23 protein-coding genes are annotated in these 24,828 nt (G+C 47.6%); 17 read left to right on the top strand and 6 right to left on the bottom strand.

Going from position 1 to position 24,828, the window contains the following annotated elements; translation table 11 throughout:
* Positions 1-47: 47 nt before the first annotated feature.
* The 3 genes from AC51G0_RS21650 (at position 48) to AC51G0_RS21640 (ending at position 2,545) form a co-directional block, all read left to right on the top strand.
* Positions 48-440, top strand: coding sequence for an MFS transporter (locus AC51G0_RS21650; protein ID WP_496303717.1), 393 nt, complete (start codon positions 48-50; stop codon positions 438-440).
* Positions 433-1,656, top strand: a complete 1,224-nt coding sequence (locus AC51G0_RS21645) for an HlyD family secretion protein (RefSeq protein WP_496303716.1) — start codon at positions 433-435, stop codon at positions 1,654-1,656. Before AC51G0_RS21650 ends, AC51G0_RS21645 begins: the two co-directional genes overlap by 8 nt.
* A 211-nt stretch (positions 1,657-1,867) precedes the next feature.
* On the top strand, positions 1,868-2,545 hold the full coding sequence (locus tag AC51G0_RS21640; RefSeq protein WP_496303715.1) for a hypothetical protein: 678 nt from the start codon (positions 1,868-1,870) through the stop codon (positions 2,543-2,545).
* A 43-nt stretch (positions 2,546-2,588) separates the two neighbouring features.
* Here AC51G0_RS21640 and AC51G0_RS21635 read toward each other — a convergent pair whose 3' ends face one another.
* Positions 2,589-3,767, bottom strand: coding sequence for a cation:proton antiporter domain-containing protein (locus AC51G0_RS21635; protein WP_496303714.1), 1,179 nt, complete (start codon positions 3,765-3,767; stop codon positions 2,589-2,591).
* Between the two features lie 307 nt (positions 3,768-4,074).
* Here AC51G0_RS21635 and AC51G0_RS21630 point away from each other — a divergent pair, with 307 nt between their 5' ends.
* From AC51G0_RS21630 to AC51G0_RS21575, 12 genes are all read left to right on the top strand, one after another.
* Positions 4,075-4,413, top strand: coding sequence for a hypothetical protein (locus tag AC51G0_RS21630; protein ID WP_496303713.1), 339 nt, complete (start codon positions 4,075-4,077; stop codon positions 4,411-4,413).
* 437 nt (positions 4,414-4,850) lie between these two features.
* On the top strand, positions 4,851-5,507 hold the full coding sequence (locus AC51G0_RS21625) for a 2OG-Fe dioxygenase family protein (RefSeq protein ID WP_496303712.1): 657 nt from the start codon (positions 4,851-4,853) through the stop codon (positions 5,505-5,507).
* Entirely contained in the window at positions 5,491-6,729 is a 1,239-nt protein-coding gene (locus tag AC51G0_RS21620) for a cysteine desulfurase-like protein (protein ID WP_496303711.1), read from the top strand. The genes AC51G0_RS21625 and AC51G0_RS21620 overlap by 17 nt, the downstream gene beginning before the upstream one ends.
* A gap of 471 nt (positions 6,730-7,200) precedes the next feature.
* Positions 7,201-8,670: a TolC family protein gene (locus AC51G0_RS21615; protein WP_496303710.1), complete on the top strand. Its 1,470-nt coding sequence runs from the start codon at positions 7,201-7,203 to the stop codon at positions 8,668-8,670.
* Positions 8,667-9,641 (top strand): HlyD family secretion protein, encoded by a 975-nt coding sequence (locus tag AC51G0_RS21610; protein ID WP_496303709.1) that lies wholly within the window; start codon positions 8,667-8,669, stop codon positions 9,639-9,641. The genes AC51G0_RS21615 and AC51G0_RS21610 overlap by 4 nt, the downstream gene beginning before the upstream one ends.
* Before the next feature lie 5 nt (positions 9,642-9,646).
* Positions 9,647-10,807 (top strand): ABC transporter permease, encoded by a 1,161-nt coding sequence (locus tag AC51G0_RS21605; RefSeq protein WP_496303708.1) that lies wholly within the window; start codon positions 9,647-9,649, stop codon positions 10,805-10,807.
* Positions 10,804-11,973 (top strand): ABC transporter permease, encoded by a 1,170-nt coding sequence (locus AC51G0_RS21600; protein ID WP_496303707.1) that lies wholly within the window; start codon positions 10,804-10,806, stop codon positions 11,971-11,973. The genes AC51G0_RS21605 and AC51G0_RS21600 overlap by 4 nt, the downstream gene beginning before the upstream one ends.
* Positions 11,974-12,282: 309 nt before the next feature.
* Positions 12,283-12,543 (top strand): hypothetical protein, encoded by a 261-nt coding sequence (locus AC51G0_RS21595; protein ID WP_496303706.1) that lies wholly within the window; start codon positions 12,283-12,285, stop codon positions 12,541-12,543.
* Positions 12,544-12,640: 97 nt separating this feature from the next.
* Complete coding sequence (locus AC51G0_RS21590; protein ID WP_496303704.1) at positions 12,641-13,756, top strand: efflux RND transporter periplasmic adaptor subunit; 1,116 nt, start codon at positions 12,641-12,643, stop codon at positions 13,754-13,756.
* Positions 13,753-16,857, top strand: a complete 3,105-nt coding sequence (locus tag AC51G0_RS21585) for an efflux RND transporter permease subunit (RefSeq protein ID WP_496303703.1) — start codon at positions 13,753-13,755, stop codon at positions 16,855-16,857. The genes AC51G0_RS21590 and AC51G0_RS21585 overlap by 4 nt, the downstream gene beginning before the upstream one ends.
* Positions 16,838-17,509, top strand: coding sequence for a response regulator transcription factor (locus tag AC51G0_RS21580; RefSeq protein ID WP_496303702.1), 672 nt, complete (start codon positions 16,838-16,840; stop codon positions 17,507-17,509). Before AC51G0_RS21585 ends, AC51G0_RS21580 begins: the two co-directional genes overlap by 20 nt.
* Positions 17,506-18,759 carry a sensor histidine kinase gene (locus AC51G0_RS21575; RefSeq protein WP_496303701.1) on the top strand — a complete coding sequence of 418 codons (1,254 nt, stop codon included), beginning with the start codon at positions 17,506-17,508 and terminating at the stop codon, positions 18,757-18,759. The genes AC51G0_RS21580 and AC51G0_RS21575 overlap by 4 nt, the downstream gene beginning before the upstream one ends.
* A 393-nt stretch (positions 18,760-19,152) precedes the next feature.
* On the opposite strand, the gene AC51G0_RS21570 is transcribed toward AC51G0_RS21575, so the two are convergent.
* Positions 19,153-20,040: a LysR family transcriptional regulator gene (locus AC51G0_RS21570; RefSeq protein ID WP_496304172.1), complete on the bottom strand. Its 888-nt coding sequence runs from the start codon at positions 20,038-20,040 to the stop codon at positions 19,153-19,155.
* A gap of 312 nt (positions 20,041-20,352) precedes the next feature.
* On the opposite strand from AC51G0_RS21570, the gene AC51G0_RS21565 reads away from it, so the two are divergent.
* Entirely contained in the window at positions 20,353-21,606 is a 1,254-nt protein-coding gene (locus tag AC51G0_RS21565; RefSeq protein WP_496303700.1) for an adenylosuccinate synthase, read from the top strand.
* 261 nt (positions 21,607-21,867) lie between these two features.
* Here the strand turns inward: AC51G0_RS21565 and AC51G0_RS21560 are convergent, their stop codons facing one another.
* The 4 genes from AC51G0_RS21560 to flgA all read right to left on the bottom strand — a co-directional run bounded on the left by AC51G0_RS21560 (position 21,868) and on the right by flgA (position 24,385).
* Positions 21,868-22,746: a lytic transglycosylase domain-containing protein gene (locus AC51G0_RS21560; RefSeq protein WP_496303699.1), complete on the bottom strand. Its 879-nt coding sequence runs from the start codon at positions 22,744-22,746 to the stop codon at positions 21,868-21,870.
* Between the two features lie 2 nt (positions 22,747-22,748).
* Complete coding sequence (gene flgN, locus AC51G0_RS21555; protein WP_496303698.1) at positions 22,749-23,195, bottom strand: flagellar export chaperone FlgN; 447 nt, start codon at positions 23,193-23,195, stop codon at positions 22,749-22,751.
* A gap of 43 nt (positions 23,196-23,238) precedes the next feature.
* Positions 23,239-23,520 (bottom strand): flagellar biosynthesis anti-sigma factor FlgM, encoded by a 282-nt coding sequence (gene flgM / locus AC51G0_RS21550; protein ID WP_496303697.1) that lies wholly within the window; start codon positions 23,518-23,520, stop codon positions 23,239-23,241.
* Positions 23,521-23,590: 70 nt separating this feature from the next.
* The gene (gene flgA / locus AC51G0_RS21545; RefSeq protein WP_496303696.1) at positions 23,591-24,385 is read right to left on the bottom strand and encodes a flagellar basal body P-ring formation chaperone FlgA; all 795 of its coding nucleotides are present in this window, start codon (positions 24,383-24,385) and stop codon (positions 23,591-23,593) included.
* A 76-nt stretch (positions 24,386-24,461) separates the two neighbouring features.
* On the opposite strand from flgA, the gene flgB reads away from it, so the two are divergent.
* Entirely contained in the window at positions 24,462-24,824 is a 363-nt protein-coding gene (flgB, locus tag AC51G0_RS21540; RefSeq protein WP_496303695.1) for a flagellar basal body rod protein FlgB, read from the top strand.
* The last annotated feature ends 4 nt before the right edge of the window (positions 24,825-24,828 follow it).

Here is a 24,828-nt window from a genome sequence, read left to right as displayed (position 1 = left end):
CAAAAAACATAGAACAACATAACTTTTGTAGATCGGAGTTGATTAAGATGAGCCTCGTAAGCATGCCTTTTGTCGATAGCGGTGTCGACACAGCATTACATATTATGGCCGCCGTGGTTTTGATAGGGACTGTCGCGGCTGCAGCTTATGGATTCTGGCGAATTCATGAGCTGCCAATCCAAAAAGCACATACCAAAGAACACCATCAAATAGGGCTAATAACGGCACTTACCTGGATAGGGTTTGTCTGGCACTGGGTGTGGGTTATTGCCGTGTTTATCGCATTTGTCGATGGTGAGCAGGCCCTGCGACGTATTCGCGATATCTGGAAAGGGAATGATGAGGGTGAGATCGAAGTCCATCGCCAATGTCACAGTGCTTCTGAAGTCGCAACATCAGACGTTGCCATGAATAAGGTTGAGGAGACGGAGCATGCTTGAGGGTTTAGCAGTATGGTCGTTGTTCATCTACTTATTGCGCATGGTCGGTATGCCTTGGAATAAGTTTTCAAAAAGCTTTGCCTACTTAGGTGGTGCTGGGTGGCTGTTGTTTGTCTGGGTTGGCTTAATCACTTTTGCGCCTATGGATATGTCGGGTGGTTCATTGGTTCAGTCACCCCATATCCAGCTGCGGCCGGCTTCGACCAAGATAAAAGGGCATGTTGATGAAATTTATGTCAAACCAAATGAGCAGGTCAAAGAAGGCCAGCTGATTTACACATTGGATAGCGAGCAGTATCAGATTGCGTTGAACCAAGCAGAGGCGGAGCTGGATGCTGCAGAAGTCATCCTATCTATTGCTGAGGAAGATGTCCGTATTTCTCAAGAATCATATAACGCAGCATTGCAGGATATTGAGATATCAAAGAATCAGCTTATTGCTGAACAGGAAGATCTTAAGTTAAAGCAAACAACACTGAAACGTTATATCGAGCAGAACACGACCGTCAAGCATACCATTACCGAAACTCAGATGGATGAGCAACGTACTGCGGTAGCGATGGCGAAAGCTGAAGTGGTTACTCTGCAATCGAAGCTGGAAAAAGCAAAGTTGTCTGCTAATAAATCCAAACTGGCATTGGAGAAGTCACAATTGATGGTGAGTAGCCGTCAGGTTGATATTGTTAGCGAGCAGGAAAATGTTGCTCAGGCTCAGTGGAATCTGAACCAGACCAAAGTATATGCGCCAGCCGATGGTTACCTGACCAACTTCATTATGCGTGAAGGTCAATATGTAGGGATTCTGCCCCGCATACAGATGTACACCAACGAAAAATATGTCCTGATGCGAGTAAACCACCAGGCGATCCGCAATGTAAAAGTTGGGCAACGGGCTGAATTTACCTCGGCCGTATATCCGGGCAAAATTTTCAATGCAGAAGTTGAAGGTATTATCGAAGCCACTGGAGAAGCGCAGGGCAGCTTGTTGGCTCGTGACGATAATATTCGCCAGACAACAGGGCAGAATGCAATGAACAAGCATCACTTTGTTCGATTGAAACTCGATGAGCATCAAGGTTATGACATTCCGGTCGGTTCGGTTGGCCTCGCCTGGATAAGTGCTGAAAAACCGGTGCCATTCCTGGGATTCTTGGATGTGATCCGCGGCATCATTATCCGTATGAAGTCCCAGATCTTCTTCGTGTGGTCAATGTAATTGAAATAATTAATAAAACCAATAACAACATCTTGTAACGGTAACCGCTCTCGGGGAGTAGCAATACTGCCCGAATTTTTACTACGTTAATGCTGACTGTAGTTAAGCTGTAACCCCTTGAGGCTTGGGGTTACAGTTTTTTTTCTTGCTCATTGATGTCTTGCTCTTCAGAGGGTACAACTATGCAGCGTATTTTGCTGTGGAGCCTAGTGTGTTCTCTCTATTATTCCGCCTTTCTTCAAGGCGTATGTTGCTAGCAATAATGATGTTATTGCCTGCTTTGGTCGTGACTTTTTCTGTGAGCGCTTCTGAGTTGCGGTTGTTTGGTGATATTAGCCTGAACGATACTGCTGAAGAGGTCAGTTCGTTACCGGGTGTGTTTGACTGTTCTGCTTTGTATGAAGATGAGCCAGTGTTCTGCTTCGACCAGTTGCAGGAACTTAATGTTGATGAAGGAATGCTGTCGGTATTTTTTGTCGATCAGAAAGCTCGTTATGTTGAATACAATGTACCGTTAAACGCGGCAAATTATAATGCAGTGCTAGCAGGACTAAGGCGTAAAGGGCTGGTTTTTACCCATTTAAATGTAAATGGGGAAACGTTAGATGTACTGGCAGGTATTCAGAATCTGGATCGGCAGACATTGGATGAGCAGATGTTTACGTTGGCCAACCGTTATGGCTTTACGGTACCAAGGGAGTACTTGTTTCTTGAAAAAAGTGCTTTTAACCACGCCTATCGCCAAGGCTATAAAAATGTTGAGCACTGGCTGAAGATAGAAGCGACGGCAGGCGATTCTAAAAAACAAGACAGAACAGTGAAGATGTCAGTGTCGGCCGAACAGATCACAATAACGGTTGCCTATCCTTTTGCTGATTATGGTGAATAACAGTACTTTGGCTTCCCTCGGGTGCAAATTATGTAGTTTGGTATTAGTCCTGGCGTAGATTGCTAGTGATAGAAATCGGAGTTGGGTAGCGCTTAACAACCCAATAGGTGGAAATGATAAATGTCGTCATGGTGGCTGTTTGGATAAACATGCTAGCTTCTTGTGAGAGTAATTCGGCATTCATGGCAGCATAAGCGACTAAGAAGGAAAACTCGCTGGCCTGGCTAAGCCTGGCTCCTAACTCAAGGGTCATACTTGGCTTTTCATGGGCCAGAGATAAGGCCTTAGTAAACCCCCATGCCTTGATGGCAACGAGCAAAGCGCCAAACAGGATGCCCAGCAGGCTGTAGATATTGCTAGCAGCCAGATCCATTCTTGCACCTATGGCAAAAAAGAACAGGATCAGAAAAAATTCACGCAGTGGTTTGAGATGGACTGAAATGGCTTGGGAAACCCGGCTAACGGCAATGGAAATTCCTGCGATAAACGCGCCACTTTCATACGACAGTCCTACCTGGTGGCTAAGCTCAGCCCAGAAAAAACACCAGGCCAGAGTCGTTACAAAACTATATTCCTGGATGACGTCGAAGCGCTGGAATAATGGCAGGATCAAATAGCGAACACCCAGAAAAGCCAGGGTGCTAAACGCTACAAATTTTAGCAACATCATTATAAATGCCACTAGTATGGCATTGCCCCCGACACCGCCAGTATTGAGGAAAATGATCACACTGATCGCCAGAATATCCTGTACCAGCAAAATACTGGTCATGACCTGACCCATATGTTTGTGATGCAAGGTCGTGGTCGGGATCAGTTTCAGCCCGATCACCGTACTGGAAAACATCAGGGCTGCAGCGATGATCAAGGCATCTTGCATAGGAAGCTGGATAGCCAGGGCAAAGAGCAAAGCACTTAAAAAGAAGAAGCAGCAGGTTCCCAGGGTGATAATGGAGCTTTCTTTAAAAAGCTGGATGAGCTTTTTCGGCTGCAGGTTAAGCCCAATTAGAAACAGCAACAGGATCACCCCAAGATTGCCGATTTGAGTGATATGTTCAGGGTTTGGGATTAACTCCAGACCATTGGGGCCGATGAGCATACCTGCGGCAATATACGCCAAGATGATTGGCTGGCGGGCATAAAGAAACAGTGTGCCAAGAATGGCAGCACTGATTACGATAGCACATAGCTCGAAGATCAGGGGAGCTAGGTTGATCTGCATACACTAAAATTCCTGTATATCAGACATATACCCAATGGAAAATTTTCTGAATGCAGCAGATCATTGTTCCGTTGGCATTTATACCAATCAATGGAATTGTTATAAGGATAATACATCTGGATTGCTATACATTAGCAACCAGTAGCTATGCGCATCAGTTAGTTTGGTTTACTCAAAATATATGGGTGTGTTGATATGCAATAGTGTTGTATCAGCAAGTTCTGACAGAATGTTAACTCTGTATTGACATGCCTTCGAATGATAAACCTATGCTAGAGGGAAATGAATATATTAATAAAGCTATAATATGAAATCTGTAATTACTTGTTTTCTTGCGCTTTCCTTAGCAACGTTCCCATCAACAGTATTGGCCAAAAAGAACCATCATAAAGATCACCATCACAAGCATCATAAAGAGCACTATCACAAGCACCATAAACATCACAATCACCACGGCCACAATCACCACCATCGTGATGTCGTGATTGTGAAAGAACAGCATCACCACTCGTACCATGAATCCAGATTACCTGAAATTGCAACATTTGCCGTAATTGCCGGGGTATCATACGCCATCATCAATAATACGTTTTATAAAAAATCTGGTAACGAGTATCGTTCTGTCGATCAACCATCACATCGATAAAGACGACTGGCAGCAGCAGAGTATGCTGTTGCCATTCTTGGAGCTATTGACTAATTTACATTTCATAGTTAATTTTAAAAATTGAGCATCTCATCACAAACAGGATTATATCCTGCACGATGCCAGTGACAACATCGACCATAACTCTCTAATAAATCCATTAATTTCATGTGCTTACATTCCTATTTGGATGAGTCAACTGCTTTTCTGAGCTAACGCTTCCTTATTTTGGGTTTTTAAACTGGTTGATTTGATATTAATGGCTTTATATGTTTAATTTCGCCTGTATTGCGAAATTTTAATTGTCAAAGGTTGGCATCCTCAGTGTTTTGTTTAATCCTAATTGTAACTTGATTGTTAACGCAGCTGATTGCTGTTGTAACGTGGCCGGTATGGCGAAACAGGGAAACTCAAGGCAAGGAACTAGGAGCAAATCGATGAATACTTCGTTAGAGCGTACACTTCAGCTGACCCAACTAAGCGGACAGGCGGTCAATGATCTTTCGCCTTCATTTAATTATCTGCCAACGACAGACCATGCCGATGGCCAGTATCGCCTACGTCGCTACTCAGTGGTGAAGGTAAAGCAGGGTAAGGTTGAACATTTGCCATCACGCCAGTTTGTGCAGGCGGATGATATCAATACGTTCCAAGGAAATGTCAGTCGAAGTTTTGAGACGCTTGAAGCGTCTATCCTGCACAGCGATGGCTTGCGCGAGATGTGCGAAGTCTTTAAGAAAGCCAATGCCCTGGATGATGAGCAGGAAATCGAGATCCATCAAATTCGCATTTCAGCCATTGAGGAAGAAACCTTAGTCGCACCTGAAGGTGTTCACCAGGATGGTTTTGATCACCTTGCAGTGATCGGTATTGGTCGCCATAACATCGAAGGTGGAGAGTTCCTAGTATACAGGGAGCAGAAAGATCTGCCGTTTTTGAGCATGGCGCTTCAGCAGGGCGAAGTCGCTATTCTGGCAGATAGCCAGCTTTGGCATAATGCGCGGCCGATCAAGGCTGTGAAAAAAGACGAGCAGGGATATTTGGATCTTTTTGTACTGACTGCGAAGGAGCCAAGTCATGCCGTTCACGCCTGAAGCCGTTCGACCGGGCTTTCCAGCCCTGAATCAGACAGTCAATGACCAGCCTGTCTTCTTCTTTGATGGCCCAGGTGGTTCACAGGTACCATCAACTGTACTTGAAAAGATGACAGCCTATTTGGGGCACTATAACTCAAACTTAGGCGGGGCGTTTTTCTCCAGTGCTGAAACAGTATCTTTGGTTGAAAAGGCAAGGGCATCGGCGCAGGCATTACTAGGGGCGCCCTCTGCGGATAACATCGTATTCGGTGCCAATATGACCTCGCTGACGTTTCAGTTGAGCCGGGCCATCAGTCGTGACTGGCAAGCTGGTGACGAAATTATTGTCACTGCACTGGATCATTATTCGAATGTTTCGAGCTGGCAGCAGGCCGCGGAAGACAAAGGAGTGATAGTCCATCAGGTACGGGTAAACGAGGCAGACTGCACCTTAGACTATGATCATTTGCTGTCTTTACTGAATGCAAAGACTCGCTTAGTCGCAGTGACATATGCTTCGAATACGACTGGCTCACTGGTAGATGTCGAACGTGTTATTGATGCGGCACACCAAGTGAAGGCACAGGTCTATGTTGATGCGGTTCACTTTGCACCACATGCGTTAGTTGATGTACAGGCTTTAGACTGTGATTATCTGGCTTGCTCGGCCTATAAATTTTTTGGCCCCCATGTTGGCATCGCTTATATTGCACCGCAATGGCTGCATACGCTGCGCCCTTACAAAGTAGAACCAGCAACAGATCATGGGCCGGGGCGTTTTGAAACGGGTACCCAGAGTTTTGAAGCCTTGGCAGGACTGGTAGCTGCTGTTGAGTACTTAGCCCAATGGGGTGATGAAAGCGCCAGCCTACGTCAGCGCCTAGTGCAAAGCTATGAGCAGTATCAGCAGCATGAAGAGACACTGAGTCGACACTTTTTGAACTGTTTGTCCCAGTACAGCAATATCAAGCTTTACGGTATTGATACGCCGACACGCTTGCGAGAGCGAACGCCAACTTTTGCTATTCGCATTGACGGTGTTACACCGAGTGATGTGGCTGGGCATTTGGGCCAGCTCAATATGTGTGTATGGAATGGTCATTTTTATGCTCAGGGTTTGTGTGAGCAGCTGGGACTGATGGATGATGGTGGTGTTATTCGTATTGGCTTGATGCACTACAACACGGTGGAAGAAATCGATCAGCTGTTTACAGCATTAGCACCATTTCTACAACGTTAGGCGAAATAGTAATACCGCCACTCTTTGCCCCTAACTGTCACAGGCTTGAATAAGGTGCTGGTATTACGATTGTGGCTGGGAATAAGGTGAAGTAGTTTCTTTTATTGCTGCTTTGCCTTTAAAACAAAAAAGTGTTTGAACACTACATAATAATAATGATTTTTAGCCCGAGATGATTGCATCCGGGCTTTTTGCTTTGCAAGGGGGATGAATCCAATCTAAAGGTTCTCGTTTTTTTTGCAATTTTATTCACCTCTCACCCCTGCTTTTTACCTCCATTGTTTCTATACATTATTTTGTTTAAAAACAGCCAGATAAAAATAGTCTAGCCGACTAATTTTCAATTTTGAGTCGATACTGCCATGTAAATTCTGTCAGGAGAAGAAGATACATGATGCAGACCAGTTGAGTTTTAGAGTCATTGCTCTAAAATTGTAGTTCCTGTCCAGTACAAGGCTCAACGGAAGAATAATGAGAATAAAGCCTATCGCGGTGATGACGTGTTGCGCCGCTATATTGACGATGCCTTTCGGTAGTATCGTGTCTGATGTTTACGCAGCAGAATCTATTGAGAGCAGCTACTCTCCAGCCAGGCAGCAAGCAGTGAGCTTTGCTGATGCCTGGCAAGCGGTTGTGGTGAATAATGATGGCTTGGCCGCAGAGCGTGCTAATGTTGACAGGGCCAGGCACCTCCAGGATGCAGCCCATGATTTGTATTTCCCGCAAATAACGGCAACGGCAAAGTACACCCGGTTGGATAAGCCAGTTGAAATCAAACCTTCTGATGTGATCGAGAGTATGCCAGCTGGTGAATCCATTGCAGGCTTGGCGCAAATGCTTGGGATCAATACTGCCAGCCTAGACAAGCTATTTACCTCCCAGTTGACTGAGCGCGATATTTTTACCAGTTCAATTCGTGCAGTCTGGCCGATTTTTACTGGTGGCCGAATCACGGCAGCTCAGGACATTGCCAAAGGACAGAGTGAAGAAGCCCGCCATTTGCTGGCAATGAAGCAGCAGGCCAAGTTTGAAGATCTGGCCAAGTTCTACTTTGGCGTCGCCATGACCCAGCAAGTGCTGCAAACCCGTATCGACGTTGAGCAAGGATTGAAGAAACATTTTGATCACGCGCTCAAGCTAGAACAACAAGGGCAAATTGCCAAGGTTGAACGCCTGCAGGCAGAAGCTTCATACGATAAAGCACGCGTGGAACGCCAGAAAGCCGGGCGCGATATGGAAATTGCCCAGGTAGCACTTACCCGATTGCTGAAATTGGATTTGCCGGCCGTGCCTTCAACACCTTTGTTTACCAATACCTCTTTGCCTCCGATGAGCGCATTTATTGACAAGACACTGGCCGATTATCCGGGGCTTCAGATCTTGGATGCCAAGAAGAAGCAAGCGAGCGGGCTGATTGATGCCGAGAAAGGCAAGTACTATCCGGAAGTGTATTTATACGGTAATTACAACCTGCATGAAGACGATACCCTTGCTGCGAAAACGGCACCAGACTGGGCGGTAGGCGTTGGAGTTAATATCCCGCTGGTGGATAACTCCGGGCGTTCGGGCAAGGTCAAGGCAGCCCACAGTGCGGTCACTCAGGTGAATTACCTGCGCGCACAGGCGGAGCAAGATCTGTCGGTATTGGTTGAGAAAACATACCGCGAAGCGATGCAGGCACTGGAAGAATACAACGGCCTGTCATCAAGCCTGCAGCTGGCAAGTGAAAACGTCCGCTTGCGTGAGAAGGCTTTCAGCCAGGGGCTCTCTACATCATTGGATGTGATCGATGCAGAGTTGTATCAGGCCAGTGTGAGAACGCAGCGTTCTGCGGCTGCATTTCAGTATGTTATTTCCCTATCGCGCCTATTAGCTGTTAGTGGCGAGATCAGCAGTTTTAATCAGTATCAGCAATATCAAGGTGTAGAGGTTAAGTCATGAGTAAGTTTAAGTCTTTGGCGGCGGTAGTACCGGCAGCGGCATTGGTGGGCTGGCTTGGCTACACCTTCTGGCAGGCATACCAGCCTCAGCCCGAGCGTATGCAGGGGCAAATTGAGGCACAGCAGTACAATGTATCGTCAAAAGTACCGGGCCGTATAGAGCAGGTATTGGTACGAAAAGGGGACAAGGTCGAGCGGGGTGATCTGATTTTCACCTTATTAAGCCCGGAGCTGGATGCCAAACTGGAACAGGCCAAAGCGGGGCAGGAAGCGGCAGGTGCGATGGCTGAACAAGCCGAAAAAGGGGCCCGTAGCCAGGAGATTGAAGCGGCTCGCGATCAATGGCAAAAGGCTAAGGCTGCAGCAGCCTTGATGGGGAAAACCTACCAACGGGTTGATAACCTTTATAAAGATGGTGTGGTTGCCGAGCAGAAGCGAGATGAAGCCTATACACAGTGGCAGGCAGCCCGTTATACCGAGCGCGCCGCCTACCAGATGTTTGAGATGGCCCAAGAAGGTGCCCGCGATGAAACCAAGCGCGCGGCAGTAGAAAAAGCCCGGATGGCGGCAGGTGCCGTTGCTGAAGTTGAAGCTTATGCGGCAGATACGCAAATCGAGAGCTGGCATGATGGCGAGGTGACACAGATCTTGCTCCATGAAGGAGAACTTGCCCCGCAGGGTTTTCCTGTTGTTAGCGTTGTCGATATCAAAGATGCCTGGGCAGTTTTCCATGTCCGTGAAGATAAGCTGAAAGACTATAACCAAGGGGCAGAATTTGATGCGCTGATCCCTGCACTAGGTAAAGAAAAGTACAGTTTTAAAGTCAGCCATGTTGCCGTGATGGGGGATTTTGCAACTTGGCGTACTACCGATCCGGCACAGGGTTTTGATATGCGCACCTTTGAGGTGGAAGCTCGCCCGGTACAGCCAATAGAAGGGATGCGTGTCGGTATGAGCGTGATTGTTGAGTGATCGAAATGACGTTTACTTCACAGTTACGCCGCGAGTGGCAGCTGCTGAAAGCCGATGGTTGGCTCAGATCTCTGGTCTCATGGCTGCCAGTGGCACTCTTTATCACTCTCTGGGCGATTTTTTCTGCAGGTATCGCGAGGGATCTACCTATCGGTGTGGTGGATTTCGACCATAGCCGATTATCTCGCCAGGTGGTGCGCCAATACGATGCCAGCCCCGCTATAGCGGTGACTCAGGCGTTTTCGTCCGTTGCCCAAGGCAGTGCGGCCTTAAGGGCGGGTGAAGTCTATGCATTAGTGGTGATCCCGAATGATCTGGAGAAAAAAACGCTGTTGGGGCAGGCACCTGATATCACAGCTTTTTACAATAGCCAGTTCATATTGATTGCTAAGCTGGTTAACTCCGCTATTGTCCAGGCACAGGGAACGCTGAATGCATCGGTGGGCACATTGCAAAACTTAGCAGGTGGTGATGCTGTTCCAGTTCAGGCTTTGGGGCAAGCTGTGCCCTTGCGCTCTCAGGTAACCCCTTTGTACAACAGTAATAGCCACTATGGGCAATTTCTAGTGTCGGCAGCGATCCCGGCCTTGTGGCAGATTTTGATTGTGATCACGACCATTTTGGCCTTGGCGGCAGAGTCTCGACAGCAAGGGATCACTGAGTGGCTGCAAACGGATCCGGTTCGAAACCTGGTGGTTAAGTTAGTGCCGTATACTGCGATTTTCTGGCTGCATGGGATGTTATTTCTATGGGGCTTGTATGTCGTACAGGGTTGGCCGATGCATGGTAGCTGGCCAATCTTAATGTTGGCGCAGTTGCTAATGGTGATAGCCTGCCAGGCCATTGCGGCGCTGTTTTTTCTGTTTCCGCTTGATCCAACCAAGGCCATGAGTCTTGCCGCTGGCTTCACGGCACCGGCATTTGCGTTTGTCGGGGTAACTTTCCCCGCAACGGATATGCCTGCTTTTGCCCAGCTGTGGCGTGCCATGTTGCCAGTGACGCATTATCTTGAAGTGCAGGTTCACCAGGTTAACCATGGCCAGGCAATCAGTGAAGCACTGCCGCAACTGTCTATTCTCGCGGTATTCTCATTGGCTCTGATTGCTGTGGTATTGAGGGTGAAGGCATTGGCTAGAAAGGAAACCGTTGAAGGGGTGAAAGCATGAGCTGGCGAACCTTGCTTAAATTTGAATTAAGCGCCATTTTTACCAATCAATCCATACTCTTCACCGTATTTGGCGGGGTGCTGATTTACTCATTCCTATACCCGCTACCTTATTCTCAGCAGCTTCCACGGGAGCAACAGGTTGTTGTTGTGAATTTGGATAATAGCCAGATCAGTCGTGAATTGGAGCGCATGGTCGATGCCACACCGCAGGTACAACTAGTGTCTCGGGCATTTAGCGTCGATGAGGCCAAAGTCATGATCAATGCGGGTAAGGTACAGGGGCTTTTGGTGATCCCTGAACATTTCTCTCGTGACTTGCTGCTAGGGAAAAGCCCGACATTGGCCTATGCAGGCGATGCCGCTTACTTTCTGGTTTATGGCTCTGTTGTTGAAGGGTTGGCGACTGCGGGAGGAACATTAGGTGCCAAGGCCAAGGTATCACGTATGGTCATGTCGGGTGAAAACATTGTACTGGCGGCTGAGCAGTATTCGGCAATGAACTTGAAGATGCAACCCGTCTTTAACCCAACCATGGGCTACATCAACTATGTCGTGCCTGCTGTCTTTGTGTTGATCCTGCACCAGACATTATTGATTGCTGTGGCATTACTGGGTGGTGGGCAGAATGAATATCACAGGCAGGGAAAAACCGGTTATTGGCTACAATATCCGGCCTGGAGGGTGGCATTGGTTAGAGGCTGTCTGTTTATGCTGATCTACCTGCCATTGGTGATGTATTACTTTGGTTTCAGCTTTTCCTATTATCAAATCAACCGACTGGCTTCGATCTCAGATTTGCTGGCGATTACGGTACCGTTTTTGCTGGCGGTGATATTCATGGGCATGATCATTGGCCAATTGATCCCCCGGCGGGAGCTGGCCACGGTGGTGGTTCTGCTAAGTTCTATACCACTGATTTTTTCGGCGGGTTTTATCTGGCCTACCTCAGCGATCCCTGGCCCGATTACTATGCTGGTTCAACTGGTTCCGGCAACACCGGCAATTCATGCTTTTTTGAGGCTGAATCAGATGGGGGCGGAGTTCAATCAGGTTGTACACCTGTGGGGGCAGCTATGGCTCCAGGTACTGGTTTATGGTGGGATAGCAATGGCCTTAACCCTAAAGATAAAAAGGCGTCAGAAGCCTACGGCGACTAATGCCTAGCTGTTAGTTGAGGGCAAGAAAAAAGAACGCCATAGTTTGTAATGCCGATCATTTCTGTCTTAACTGATCGGCATTACTCGGCTGAGGGCCCGTTTATCATATCGCGTCGGCTGATGATTGCAGCCTTGAGCGAGTCATAGCCCTTGCCGCGAATGTCCGGGCCAATCAGGCCTGAACCATCGTTTTTCTGTTTTGGTTTGCGCCTAAGCAGAGTCACCAGCATTAACCCTTTGGTAACCCTTGCCCCGCTATGCTCGATAGCTATTACTGCCTCAAAGGTTTTTTAATGCTGTCAGAAGGGATGTTGTTATGGCTATAGAAAGAATAAAAGAAACCGTACTGCTGAGTATTGCACTGGCTATGACGGTGTTAATGCTAGGTATGGCATTGCCAAACCATAACGTAACTTCTGTTATTTTTCCCTTAAAGAACAAGGAGCAACAAGCTCAGTCTCGGAATCATAGTGAAAGGGTCGGGTTCATATTTGAGGTGCCAAAAGAATGGAAGCGCACCTTTGAAAATGAAGAAAAAAAAGTGACTCTGTCTGCTAAAAAGCAGACAGGGTTGTAGATCCGAGCAATTGCAATCAGCCATTGAGTTTACCTTCTGGTAACCCGGGAACAGCTAGAATTTTTCCAACTAATCATTCACCTCCCAAGGTTACAACATGAAACGGAAATTAGCTGTTTTCGGGTTAGCATTTGCTGTGCTCTCCGCTAGCTATATTTGGTTCTCAGCCCCAGCTAACTCGGTTCAGGGCGAACCGAAATCGATCCCCCTTCCCATTGTCGATATTGTCAATGTTATGACATCACCTGAAAGCGAACAGATGGTGTTCTACTCGGAAATCAAACCAAAATGGCAAACAGACATTATTGCCCAGGTTGAAGGCAAAGTTGGCTTTATCGATAGGGAACTCGAACAGGGGAATGTTGTTTCTGCAAATAAGTTGTTAGCTAGCTTCGACAGATCAACGTATTTACTGGCAGTCGAAGAAGCGAAAGCCCGCCTGCAACAGGCGAAGGCTGAATTGGCTATTGCAGAAAGTGAAATGAAAGCGGCAAAGAAAGGCTGGTCGCTCTCTGGCAATAAGAACAAACCCGTTGCGCCGATTGTATTGAAAGAGCCACAAGTCGCCCAGGCAAAGGCTCAAGTTGCCGCGGCCAAAGCCAATCTAGAAAACGCGAGATTGCGACTCTCTTTTACCGAAATTCGTGCACCCTATGATGCCATTATTGCAGAAAGGATGATCGACCCCGGAGAAGCTATTCAAGAGGGGCAGAAGCTAATGACTCTCTTTAACCTTGGTGCAAGGGAGGTGGCGATAGCGCTTACTGATAAGCAGTGGCGATCACTGCCTGAGGACCTTTCATTGCTTGAGGTGAAAGTTGTGACGGCAACCTCTGATGAGTCATACAAAAAAACATTTAAGGTAACAGGAGTTCGCAAGGCGGGTTTTATTGATCAACGTAGTCGCCAACGGTTCTTATATTTAGAGTTAGAAGGCGGCCTGCCTGGCACTTTTGTTGAAGTGGCAGTGAAAGGTAAAGAGTGGAAGAACGCTTTGATCATTCCCCAAACGGCGATGAGTCCATCAGGCCAGGTTTGGTACCTCAATACGCCCGATACACTTGCTTATTGGAGGCCTAATCTACTGGGTTCTTCAAAGCACAGTTTATATGTCAGCGCACCAGAAAGTGGGGAGTTTCGCATTGTTCAATATGCTCATGACGGGTTGAAACTGGGTGCGTCGGTTAAACCAATTCATGGGGTGAAACTATGATCCGTTGGTTTATTCGCAACCCGGTAGCTGCCAACTTGCTTATGGTGATGATCTTAGTCTCTGGCTGGCTGACACTGAACGGCCTGAGATTAGAAGCATTTCCTAAATTACCGGCCAATAGCGTCGGGATCTCCACAGTTTTTATCGGAAGAACCGCCGAGCAAGTCGATCTTGGTTTGACGGCTAAAATCGAACGGGCTCTGGAAGGCATTGAAGGGGTAAAGCATAGTTTTTCTTCCTCCCAGAGAGCCTATAGCTATGTCCAGGTGATACGCACAGACAATTACCCGCTTGATAAGCTGACTCAATCAATTCGACAAAAGCTAGATGCCATTGAAAACTGGCCATCTGGTGCTGAAAGGGCTGTGATAGAGCAAGAAGCCTATACTTTCCCATCTATGATTGTGCAGCTATACGGTGGCGGCGATATTCAAACCCGGCAGGAGGTATTAAAGGAGCTTAAAAGACGCCTCATCTCACAGCCAAGCATCAGCAAAATTAAAAGCTGGGGGGAAGAAGAAAACCGCGTCACGCTGGAGGTCGATCCCTTTGCGTTGAAGGCGTATTCATTAACCTTGGCTGATGTCGCTGCTGCAGTAAATTCATTTTCTGTTACCGGGAAGAGTGGCTTGTTGAAACTTAAGTCTGGCACCTTGGTATTAAGTACCGATCAGCAGGCTTTTTATGCCAGAGACTTTGCCGATGTGGTGGTGAAAACGACAGAGCAGGGCTACGCGGTCAAGCTAAAAGATGTCGTCCGGCTCGTCGATAACTACGCGGAGCATGATGAAAAAGTGCGTTTCAATGGCCAGCCTGCACTGGGTATTGAAATTATGGCGGGGTCGAAAAGTGATTTAAAAGAGATGAGTCAGCAAGCTCATAGTGTTCTGGAGGAGATGAGAGCAACCCTTCCGAGCGATATTAAGCTGACGATATGGTCTGATTTGAGCCGCTATATTGATGAGCGTCTGAGTTTGCTGCAAAGCAATGCCTTCCAGGGCGTTGTGTTGGTGTGCTTGCTGTTGGCCCTGTTCTTGGATGTTCGCCTGGCATTTTGGGTTGCGGCGGGCTTGCCTGTTGCGATTGCTGGCACATTTATCTTTATGGGGCCGACTTTCCTGAATTTTACCTTAAATGAAATTACAACCTTCGGCTTTATTTTGGTGCTTGGTATCCTAGTCGATGATGCAGTGGTTGTCGGCGAAAGTGTCTACTCAGTGCGAAGCCAAGCCTGGGGCACCAAGCTAGGTGTGCTGAGGGCGACTGAAAAAGGAGCCAAACTTGTTGCTATTCCAACGGTTTTTGGCATCGCAACAACGGTCGCCGCTTTTATGCCCATGACCCAGATATCAAGTGAGTGGGGCAAGTTATTTGCCGGCTTTGCATGGATTGTGATTGTGGCACTGCTGATGTCGCTGGTGGAGTCGAAGCTTATTCTTCCTGCTCACCTTGCCCATTCTAAGGTAAAAGCACCAAATAGAATCCAACAGGCTGCGAATAATGCGCTCTCGTGGTTTGGAAAGGCGTTTTATGCCCCTGTTTTGACTTGGTCTATCCGGCATAGGTATTCGGTGGTGGTTCTGTTTTTTGCCATCTTGTTGGCAAGCTTTGCTCTTGTTCAAAAGAATTACGTAAGAAGTGTCTTTTTTCCTGAAATTCCGGGTGACTTAATTAGCATTAGTGTGACTCACCAACCCAATACGCCGTTAGAGTTAGTCGAAAATAATGCCCGGAAGATCCTAAATGCTGCAGAAGAGATCAATACTGAGCTTGAGCAGAAGCTGCTCAATAAGATCTTGAGCGTCGTGGATGGTGAAGACATCACAATCTATGCAGAGCTGCTACCTCAGGGGGAAAGGGTGCTGGGAGCGAAAGCTGTCGTTGATCGCTGGCGTAAAAAAGTGGGGCTGCTTTCGGCTACGTGGAATGTGAATTTTTCAACGTCGGAAGATAGTTCAACGCCACAAGTGGAGGTAGTACTGACACACTCCAATATCGCTTACTTAGAACAGGCGAAGCAGTTCTTGATTGAGAAAATTAACCGGGAACATGGAGTCATCGCTGCGCGAGATAATCTCAAAGGCAGTGTTCCTGAGCTTACCTTTGCATTAAAAGAGCAAGCTAAACAGTGGGGGCTGACTCAGCAAGATCTTTCGAGCCAGTTAGGCGACAAGATGGGCGGGCTTGAGATCCAAAGGTTGCAACGCGGCTCTGATGAAGTGCGTGTCGAAATTCGTTTTCCACGAAAATACAGGGATTCACTTCTGGACTTAAACCTGGTTCAGATCAGAAACAGCGCGGGACAGGCTTTCCCATTAAAAGCCGTGGCTGATATTCAATTTGACTATAAGCGCGCCGACATCATCCGGAAAAATGGCCAGCAGTACGCCAACATCACCGTACAGGTTGATAAAGCAATGGTCTCGCCTGAGAAGTTGTATGCCAATCTAAGTCAGTCAGCGTTTGATGACATGAAACTGAAGTGGCCGGGAATAACCATTAAGCAAGCGGGAGAGTTAGAAGAGAGCAAAAAGGCTAAAGCCAATATTATCAAAGCATTGGTTATTGCGCTGATTGCGATTTATTCCTTGCTCGCGGTGCCGTTGAAAAGCTACATGCAACCTGTAGTGATTATGTCGGTGATACCGTTTGGGTTTGTTGGTGCTGTATTGGGTCACGGTCTGCTGGATATTCCGTTAAGCATGCTTTCATTCCTCGGTATGATGGCACTCGCTGGTGTGATAGTTAATGACAGCTTGGTTTTGATTGCCAGCTTTAACCAGAACAGAAAAGACGCTCTGAGCAAACCAGAGGTACATCGATTACTTGTCGTAACTGGCCTTTCCAGGTTGAGGGCAATTTTCCTCACAACGGTAACAACATTCGCCGGCTTGATGCCTTTGATGCTGGAAACGTCGGAGCAAGCGCAGTACTTGATCCCGGCAGCGGTATCGCTGGCCTATGGTGAGTTGTTCGGCACAGGCATAACCCTGATCCTGGTCCCTGTTTTGATCGCTGTGGTGGTGGATGTGCAGTCAATATTTAATAAAAAAGGCAGTGATGCCGACGTGAAGGTAGCAGATGCAAGTACTGATTATTGATGATGATAGACAGTTATCAGAAGCGTTAGCGGATTATTTCGAGCTTAAAGGCGTTGAATGTGACTTCGCTTATAACGGCAAAGCCGGGCTCGAGCTAGCCAGGAAGGGCGATGCAGACGTCATCATCCTTGATGTTAACATGCCCCAAATGGACGGCTACGAAATGTGTCGCCTGCTAAGGGCGGCTTATATCAATACGCCAGTATTGATGATGACAGCGTATGACACCGTAGAAGATGAGCTCTCCGGGTTTCGGAGCGGGGTGGATGATTTTGTTATCAAGCCATGTCCAATGCCTGTCATTTGGGCGAGGTTGCAAGCCTTGGTGAAAAGAGGGAAGCCTGCCAGTACACAGTTATCAGTGGGTGAGTTGTCACTTGATATAGACGCGCAGGAGGCATACAGAGCTGGGCAACGGCTGCAACTAACGCCAATTGGCTGGAAGATGCTGCTTTATCTTGTCCGCGAGAGTCCACGGGTGGTGCCAAGGTATGAGCTGGAACAAGCAATATGGAACGATGAAGACATAGATCCGAGCAACCTGAAGGTTCAATTAAGTAAATTGCGAAAAGTGTTGGATAAGCCTTTCTCCAAGCCGCTTTTACATACACGTGTAAATGCTGGGGTGCAAATTAAGGAGCTTGAAGAATGACGCGGAAAATTCGCTCTTTGCAACAAAGTCTCAGAAGAAAGCTGCTGCTCTTTGGGGTGTTTCTTATTTTTTCCATGATAGCCATTTTTACGGTCCAATTTTTTGTTGGAGTCGATATGGCGTCAGACAAGGAAGTTGAATTGGAAGTTCGCTCTTTTGCTCGCAATATCCGCTTAGGGGAAAAAGATGACGTCCTCACCTTAGCGGTTTCGAAAGTTTATCGAAACTGGGATGTGTTACCTGAGGTCGTTCGTGAAGCCTATCTAGCTCCTGAGCAGTTAACAGTCGGTGAAATTGTCGAAATGGAAGTTGAGCAGGAAGGCGGTTTGGTTTATCTCTTCATGTTGCCCTATAGAACTGAAAGCGGCGAACTGATCTACTGGCTAGGTGAGTATGCTGATGAGGACCTTAACTGGCTTGTTTCCGAGTACGTTAAAATCGTTGCCAAGCAGAGTGTTATCGGTATTCTGTTTTTTGTGGTTGTCTTGTTTGGTGTTACAGCTGTCTGGATGCGCCAGCTGAGTCGCCCTTTTGTTCATCTTAGCCAATGGGCGAGTAAACTCGGAACGACAGAGCAGGGGGCACGACCATCCTACGACTATTTGGAGCTCAATGATCTATCGGAGCAGCTAGAGTCTGCGGTGGATCGTATTCGCGCCTTCAACGAGCGAGAGGCGGATTTTTTGCGCCACGCAAGCCATGAACTTCGCACTCCTCTTGCTATCTTGCAGATAAGTTTGGATACCTTGGATGAGCAACACCCTCAGTCGCGGCCATTAGGCCGAGCCCGCAAGGCACTTGATAATATGAATACGGTAAGTAGTACCCTTCTTTGGTTGGCTCGTGAGTCTAATGAGCCACTAGAACAGGTTGATATCGACCTACTCTACTGTTGTAAGCGTCTGTCAGAAGATCTTGCCTACCTCCAGCAGCAAAAAGCGCTGACAACCGTCATCCGTGGAGCCGGAGAATGTCATAGTAATTTGCCGCTGGTGGAAATTGTGCTGAGCAATTTGATCCGGAATGCGTTTCAGTATGCCGAAGCGGGGGAAATTACGATTGAAGTTGAGAAGGACCTAGTTCGAATTCAAAACCAAAGTGATTATGACGGCAAAAATGCCAGTGGTTTTGGTTTAGGGCTTGAGCTGGTAAAACGCATCTGTGATAAGCAGGGGTGGCAGTTCACTTTTTCTAAGGAACAAGAACAAGTGATCGTGGAGGTTAGGTTTGGGTACCTTGCAACATCCTGACTGATTGAATCTAGTGATATTTCTTGAAGTAAGAGCAGTGTTTCACAGTGCAACGGTTTTTACTTGTGGTAAGTTGATTAATCGCAAACAAAGCAAGCCTCACAGATAGGCTCCAATGAAAGGACTCAAAAACCATGGTCGATTTGTTAATAGTGGTCATTGAAGAGCTAATGCTGTTCATGGGGTATCATACTGCGCGAGTGCTGATACCTTTACTCACTTTTGGTCATGTCCATGTTCAAGCCAAAGATTGCTCTCAGGAAAACCATAATAAGCGCTCAGGCCTTCTGCTAAACAAGAGAGTTGCCGCAGTTCTCGGATTTATATTTTGGTTTGCAGTCATCTTCTTTGCATTCAGCTTATTCTGAATAGCTAAGTGTTTACTGACGTTGGTTATTTTACCTGCTGCGAGCTAACAATTTCTTCATTTACCCAGCATAATAGTTGCTTGATTGCCCGCGATAGTACCTGATTTTGCCTGACGATGTAGCCGAGGCTGGTGGTCGGGAAATTAGGTAGTGGCGTAACCGCTGTTTGCAGGTTGAGCTTGGGATGAAGGGAGAATTCCGGCACAATCGCCACCCCGAATCCGGCTTCTGCCCAGTCAATTTGGGCATCGACACTGCCGACTTCCATCACCCGGTACTTAGGCAGGTTTAATGTCGGCAGAGCCGAGTCGAGCAGATCACGGGTACGGGTATCGTGACCGAGTAAAATTAGCGTTGGCTCTTCCTGGCTATCTGGCCGCAAGCCTTGCTGCCATGCCTGTAACCCATCACCGAGAGCACACCATTTCACCTGCTGCAATTCGGTAAAATGCAGCGGTTGACTTTCCTTCTGTGCCATCACAAACCCCAAGTCGGCCTTGGCACTTTTGACGAGCTCTGCCGCCTGTGAAGAGGTGGTATTGAGCAGCGATAGGTCAATACCGGGAAACTCTTGTTTGAACGACTGGAATGGGGATATCAGTAGCAGCCGCGAGATAATATCACTGGCAGCTATCGTCAGTGTTCCCTGGCACAAGTCATTGATAGCATTTAGATCAGCCTGACAGACTTGCAGTTCCATTAAGGTGTTTTGTGCGCTTTGCAATAGGCGCTCACCGGCCTGGGTCAGCCTGAAGGGGTTGCGCTCGATTAACTTTACCCGGGTGGCTTGCTCAAGTTGCTTGATATGCAAGCTGACATTAGGCTGGGTCATGTGCAGTTCGATGGCCGTTTTACCAAAGTGCTCCAACCGGGCCAGAGTCACAAAGGTATTAAGCCAGTGAAGATCTAACATAATAGTTCTCGAATCATAGTTGCTACTTCCAGCAAGCTGCGCAAAATACTTCCCGCTTCCCGCTTCCCGCTTCCCGCTTCCCGCTTCCCGCTTCCCGCTTCCCGCTTCCCGCTTCCCGCTTCCCGCTTCCCGCTTCCCGCTTCCCGCTTCCCGCTTCCCGCTTCCCGCTTCCCGCTTCCCGCTTCCCGCTATTCTACACCTGTCTCCCAACAATCCCATATGGAATCCTTATCAAGGTGATAACGATTATTAATTTTTCTTATTTCTTGGTGGGGCATAGGATATGGGCATCGCTTTTGAGGAGAGTAAATCATGTCGTCTATTGTTGTTGGTGCAAACTGGGGTGATGAAGGTAAGGGCCGTATCGTTGACTATTTAGCTGATCAGGCATCGGCGAGCATCCGTTTTCAGGGTGGTAACAATGCTGGCCATACCGTAGTGAATGACTTCGGCACATTCAAGCTGCACCAGCTTCCGAGCGGCGTATTTAACCCTGACTGTATTGCGGTGCTAGGCCCGGGCATGGTGATCAGCCCGGCACCATTATCCGAAGAATTGGCTGAAGTTAAAGCGGCTGGCGTCAACGTCAACCTGCGTATTTCAGACCGCGCAACGCTTTGTCTTCCACTCCACGCTATTGAAGACACACTTGAAGAAGAGCGCCTGGGTGATGGGGCTTACGGTTCGACACGTCAGGGCATAGCACCCGCTTATGGCGACCGAGTGATGAAGAAAGGCATCTTGGTCGGCTGGTTGAAGCAACCTGAAGTATTGCGTGAGCGCATTCAGTTTATGATGGACTGGAAACTGCCACAGCTTAAGGCATTGTATCCGTCATTTGAGTTTAGCCAGACGGCTGAAGAGATGACCGAGTGGCTGCTAGAAGTATCGGCACCTTGGCGTGATGCGATCTGCAACGTTACCCTGCCACTGAAAGAGCTACAGGCAAAAGATCAGAACCTGCTATTTGAAGCCCAGCTAGGTGCAGGGCGTGATTTGGTCTACGGTGAATACCCATGGACAACCTCATCCAATGTGATTTCAACTTATGCAGGTATTGGTAGCGGTTTGCCAGCGCTTCGCCCTGAGCGTGTTATTGCTGTTGCTAAGGCATTTAGTTCGTCAGTTGGTACAGGCACCCTGATCACCGCAATGGAAGAGCAAGATGCGTTCCGTGAGTCAGCCAACGAGTTCGGTGCAACTACTGGTCGTCCTCGTGATATGGGGTATTTTGATGCAGTCGCGACTCGTAACGGCGTAGAAATCCAGGCGGCAACTGAAATTGCCCTAACTAAGGTTGACTGCCTGAGCGGCATGTCAGATCTGAAGATCTGTGTCGATTACGATGGCGAGCACAGCGAAAACCCAATTTGGCCACAGACGGCAGCCCTTGCCCCCGTTTATGAGCAAATGGAAGGCTGGAGCGAGGACATCACAGGGTGTCGTACGTTTGAAAGCCTACCGGTTGCCGCGCAGAAATATGTACTGCGCATTGAAGAACTCATGGGTGTACCGGTCAAAATGATCTCGGTAGGCCCTGAGCGTGAGCAAATGATTAATCGCTAATACCGGTTGATTAGTTGCTAATACCAAGCTGGATAAGTAGATGATCTACTTTTTCATGAGGGAAAATTGCTAAATACTAGGCGGAAGCTGCAGTAACTAGTGGTCTAATTACAAAGTTTCCAACGAAGTAGTTGGTGATTTTAGCCATGAAAAATGATCAGATATTTATTTAGTTTGGTATAAAACCCAGGGAAGCACGCAGGCTGGCCAGCAATGGTCAGCCTGTTTGCATTTATGCCGTTATATAGAGGTGATTAAGTATTACAGACTTATCAGCGGTTTCACTGGCTTCATATTGATGACCTGCCGCATTTCGAATAACTCAACGAGAAGTATTTTCTGCTGCATATTGAGTGGCCGAATCTGGTTGTTTGTCGCTATATGAGTCGCAATGGCTTTAATCGTAGTTGAGCGCAAGGGAGTTCCGTGGCTGATACTTGCGATATCGACAATATCCATCAGGGCGTAGAACTTGTGGACATAATTGATGGTTTCTTGTGGTAGGCGAAGAGAGGGAAAGTGCTTCTCGGCCTGCTGGTTCAATGCTCGCTGTACACGACCTTCCCCTGAATTGTAGGCTGCCAGGGTTAACATCACGTCGTGGTTAAATTTCTGATAGAGAAAACTGAGGTAGGCGATAGCGGCCTCGGTGCTACGGCTGATATCAAAGCGCTCGTCTTGCTGCTTATTTACGGTAAGACCAAATCGCCTGGCAGTTGCGGGCATCAGTTGCCATAGACCGGCGGCGTTGGCTGGTGAAACCGCCTTTGGATTGAATGTCGATTCCAGCATTGGGATAAGAACCAAGCTTTTTGGCAGCTGGTGTTGCTCCAGCCGCAACAGGATCTGTTGGACGGTGGGTAGGAAGCGGAGAAATTGCTGGTTGATCAGTGTCTGATGGGGGGAGAGCTTTTGATAGTGTTGGCCGACCTGCGTTTGGAAGTGCTGCTGGTTAATAGTGGTAGTGACACTGTAACCATGGTTGGGATAGAAAAGTGCGATAAAAAGGAGCAAAGCCAAGCAAAGTGGGTACGGGCTGCCCGGCAAAATTGAGCGTGGCCAATGCCTGAGACAATAGAGTAGAACACGCTTGGGCTGTAAGCGACTCGCTGCTATGTATTCAATTAAGTTTACATTCATTCTTACAGCTGCATTAGGTTTCCTGATGCGTAGCTCTGCTCTTTACCTACCTGCTGTAGCATTTCGTTATATGACGCTGAAATTTGCCCGTTGAGCTGATTGAGCTGGTGACATGAGCGGATACGCAGTTCTAATGTTTGCCAATACTCGTTCATTGGTTTCTTGAGTTTCTCAGGTAATGCGTGGAGCAGGGTTGCCATACCTGTTTTGGTTTGGCTTAGCCCTAATGTTGCCATTAATTCAGAGCGCTTTGTGGCACTTCGACTCAGATCGTCTATTAATGGCCGCTGCTTGGCAATCAATGCCTGGAGAGTTTCACCGTCAAACTTCAGGTAGCTCTCTTGCTGTTCAACCATTAGCTGATGAAGCTGCTCGTACTGACGAATATCATGCTGAATACCTTTCATAATCAGCATGATAGCTTGTTGCTTATTGATTGGATTAGCCATTGTCGCCTCCCTGACTCTTATCTGTCTAGATTCTTATATCCGATTATTCATGCCCGGTATGGAAACGCATTAGTGCACTGGACAGGGCCGAAATATCTAAATCAAGCTCACCACGGGCCAATGCCTGCTTCACTGATTCCACCTTGGCCATATCCACATCTGGCAGCTGATTTAATGTATCTTGCGCCTTTGATACCAGCTGAGTGTCGACACTCACTTGGGGCTCGATTGCTGGCTTCGCTGATGATGGCTGTGAAGTCTTTGACTCACTGTTACTTAACTGGCTTGGCTGCACATGCGTGCCAATCACTTTATCGATTTTCATGGCTGGGGGCTCCTAGTTCTCTCTGCTAATTATTTAAAGCGGCAGTGTGGCCAGTTTTATTAAACAAAAATCAAAAGATTGTTTGGACTTTTCCTTGTCCCGCCACCATGGCTCTGATCACTTTGGACGAGCTGGTATTTTTAACACTGATTTGTTCGTTCTCAGCCCCGTTTTCAATTGCTATCCCTTTCATGCTCGCTTGCATACCATTTTTGCTGGCAACAATCAGCACCTCATCTCCTTTTTCTACCAGCCAACGCTGCTGCAAATGGGAAGGACTTACTAACTGGCCAGAGCGGATACGGCGCTTGGTACGTTTTCCGGTTACGGTGCGGAACTGGGTCGCGAAATCTTTGCTGCGGTGAAATGACAGGGTTTGCATCTTCAGCATGCTGACATCGATTTTTGTATCACGGTTGATGGTGGTTTTGGCCACGACAACCGGCAGTTTAATGCGGACTTTAACCGTCGTGTTCAGGCGCCACTTTTGCTCTTTACTGTCGCAGCTAACCTGACGTTTCAGGTTGCCGATCGGTTGGGTTTGCTGATCGCTTGCGCTGATGATCATGGGCTCAGGACACACAGGAAGGTGATTGACCGATGCAGGAATTGCAATATCAATACCTGTTTCCAGAACCTGCCATTGGTAACGGGTGGCGAAGGCCTGAATTTCTTCCGTGACTTGTTTGCGTAGCTGCGCGCGAAGCTGATTGGCATTCACGGTTGTGCCTACGGTTTCCGGCTGGGCATGTACGGAACTCGCCAGCAGTAAGCCGATGGAAACTAAGCTTGCTCTCCATTTCCTTCCTTTCCGTATGGTTTCCGATAGGCGGAAGTTCCGCTTCCGTGTTCCTTTGTAAATCATTGATAAATAATACCTAATTTTTTGGCACGCATTTTGATTGTAAGGGTTGATGTAAGCCAGACCTAAGGAAGAATCAATGGCGATCAGTTTTGAAAATGCGTTAGGTGTTCACCCTGATGCGCTCAACTTTAGGGTTCAACGCACCAAGGTGTTGGCCAGTAACTTAGCAAATGTTGATACGCCTGGGTATCTCGCAAAAGACATAAGTTTTGAAACAGTGATGAAAAACACAGGCTCGAACAAGGTCGATAAGCCGGTGCCACAGCTTGATATTTCAGCGCAATACTCAGTGCCATACCAGAACTCGAAAGACGGCAACACGGTGGAGCTGGGCGTGGAGCAGGCCAAGTTTACCCAGAACAACATGAGTTATCAGGCCAGCCTGACTTTTCTCAACATGAAGTTTAGCGGGTTAGCTAAAGCAATAGAGGGACGTTAATTAC

It is taken from the genome of Photobacterium sp. HL06 (genome assembly GCF_059552575.1).
Note: the sequence above shows the minus strand (reverse complement) of the source record. Positions and strands in the feature narration are given on the sequence as shown.

Coding starts and splice junctions, on each gene's coding strand:
- AC51G0_RS21635 (WP_496303714.1), bottom strand. CDS start 3,767: ATGCAGATCAACCTAGCTCCCCTGATCTTCGAGCTATGTGCTATCGTA.
- AC51G0_RS21585 (WP_496303703.1), top strand. CDS start 13,753: ATGATCCGTTGGTTTATTCGCAACCCGGTAGCTGCCAACTTGCTTATG.
- flgN (WP_496303698.1), bottom strand. CDS start 23,195: ATGGCTAATCCAATCAATAAGCAACAAGCTATCATGCTGATTATGAAA.
- AC51G0_RS21630 (WP_496303713.1), top strand. CDS start 4,075: ATGAAATCTGTAATTACTTGTTTTCTTGCGCTTTCCTTAGCAACGTTC.
- AC51G0_RS21610 (WP_496303709.1), top strand. CDS start 8,667: ATGAGTAAGTTTAAGTCTTTGGCGGCGGTAGTACCGGCAGCGGCATTG.
- AC51G0_RS21580 (WP_496303702.1), top strand. CDS start 16,838: ATGCAAGTACTGATTATTGATGATGATAGACAGTTATCAGAAGCGTTA.
- AC51G0_RS21625 (WP_496303712.1), top strand. CDS start 4,851: ATGAATACTTCGTTAGAGCGTACACTTCAGCTGACCCAACTAAGCGGA.
- flgA (WP_496303696.1), bottom strand. CDS start 24,385: ATGATTTACAAAGGAACACGGAAGCGGAACTTCCGCCTATCGGAAACC.
- AC51G0_RS21615 (WP_496303710.1), top strand. CDS start 7,201: ATGAGAATAAAGCCTATCGCGGTGATGACGTGTTGCGCCGCTATATTG.
- AC51G0_RS21570 (WP_496304172.1), bottom strand. CDS start 20,040: ATGTTAGATCTTCACTGGCTTAATACCTTTGTGACTCTGGCCCGGTTG.
- AC51G0_RS21620 (WP_496303711.1), top strand. CDS start 5,491: ATGCCGTTCACGCCTGAAGCCGTTCGACCGGGCTTTCCAGCCCTGAAT.
- AC51G0_RS21600 (WP_496303707.1), top strand. CDS start 10,804: ATGAGCTGGCGAACCTTGCTTAAATTTGAATTAAGCGCCATTTTTACC.
- AC51G0_RS21575 (WP_496303701.1), top strand. CDS start 17,506: ATGACGCGGAAAATTCGCTCTTTGCAACAAAGTCTCAGAAGAAAGCTG.
- AC51G0_RS21650 (WP_496303717.1), top strand. CDS start 48: ATGAGCCTCGTAAGCATGCCTTTTGTCGATAGCGGTGTCGACACAGCA.
- flgB (WP_496303695.1), top strand. CDS start 24,462: ATGGCGATCAGTTTTGAAAATGCGTTAGGTGTTCACCCTGATGCGCTC.
- AC51G0_RS21590 (WP_496303704.1), top strand. CDS start 12,641: ATGAAACGGAAATTAGCTGTTTTCGGGTTAGCATTTGCTGTGCTCTCC.
- AC51G0_RS21605 (WP_496303708.1), top strand. CDS start 9,647: ATGACGTTTACTTCACAGTTACGCCGCGAGTGGCAGCTGCTGAAAGCC.
- AC51G0_RS21560 (WP_496303699.1), bottom strand. CDS start 22,746: ATGAATGTAAACTTAATTGAATACATAGCAGCGAGTCGCTTACAGCCC.
- AC51G0_RS21645 (WP_496303716.1), top strand. CDS start 433: ATGCTTGAGGGTTTAGCAGTATGGTCGTTGTTCATCTACTTATTGCGC.
- AC51G0_RS21595 (WP_496303706.1), top strand. CDS start 12,283: ATGGCTATAGAAAGAATAAAAGAAACCGTACTGCTGAGTATTGCACTG.
- AC51G0_RS21565 (WP_496303700.1), top strand. CDS start 20,353: ATGTCGTCTATTGTTGTTGGTGCAAACTGGGGTGATGAAGGTAAGGGC.
- flgM (WP_496303697.1), bottom strand. CDS start 23,520: ATGAAAATCGATAAAGTGATTGGCACGCATGTGCAGCCAAGCCAGTTA.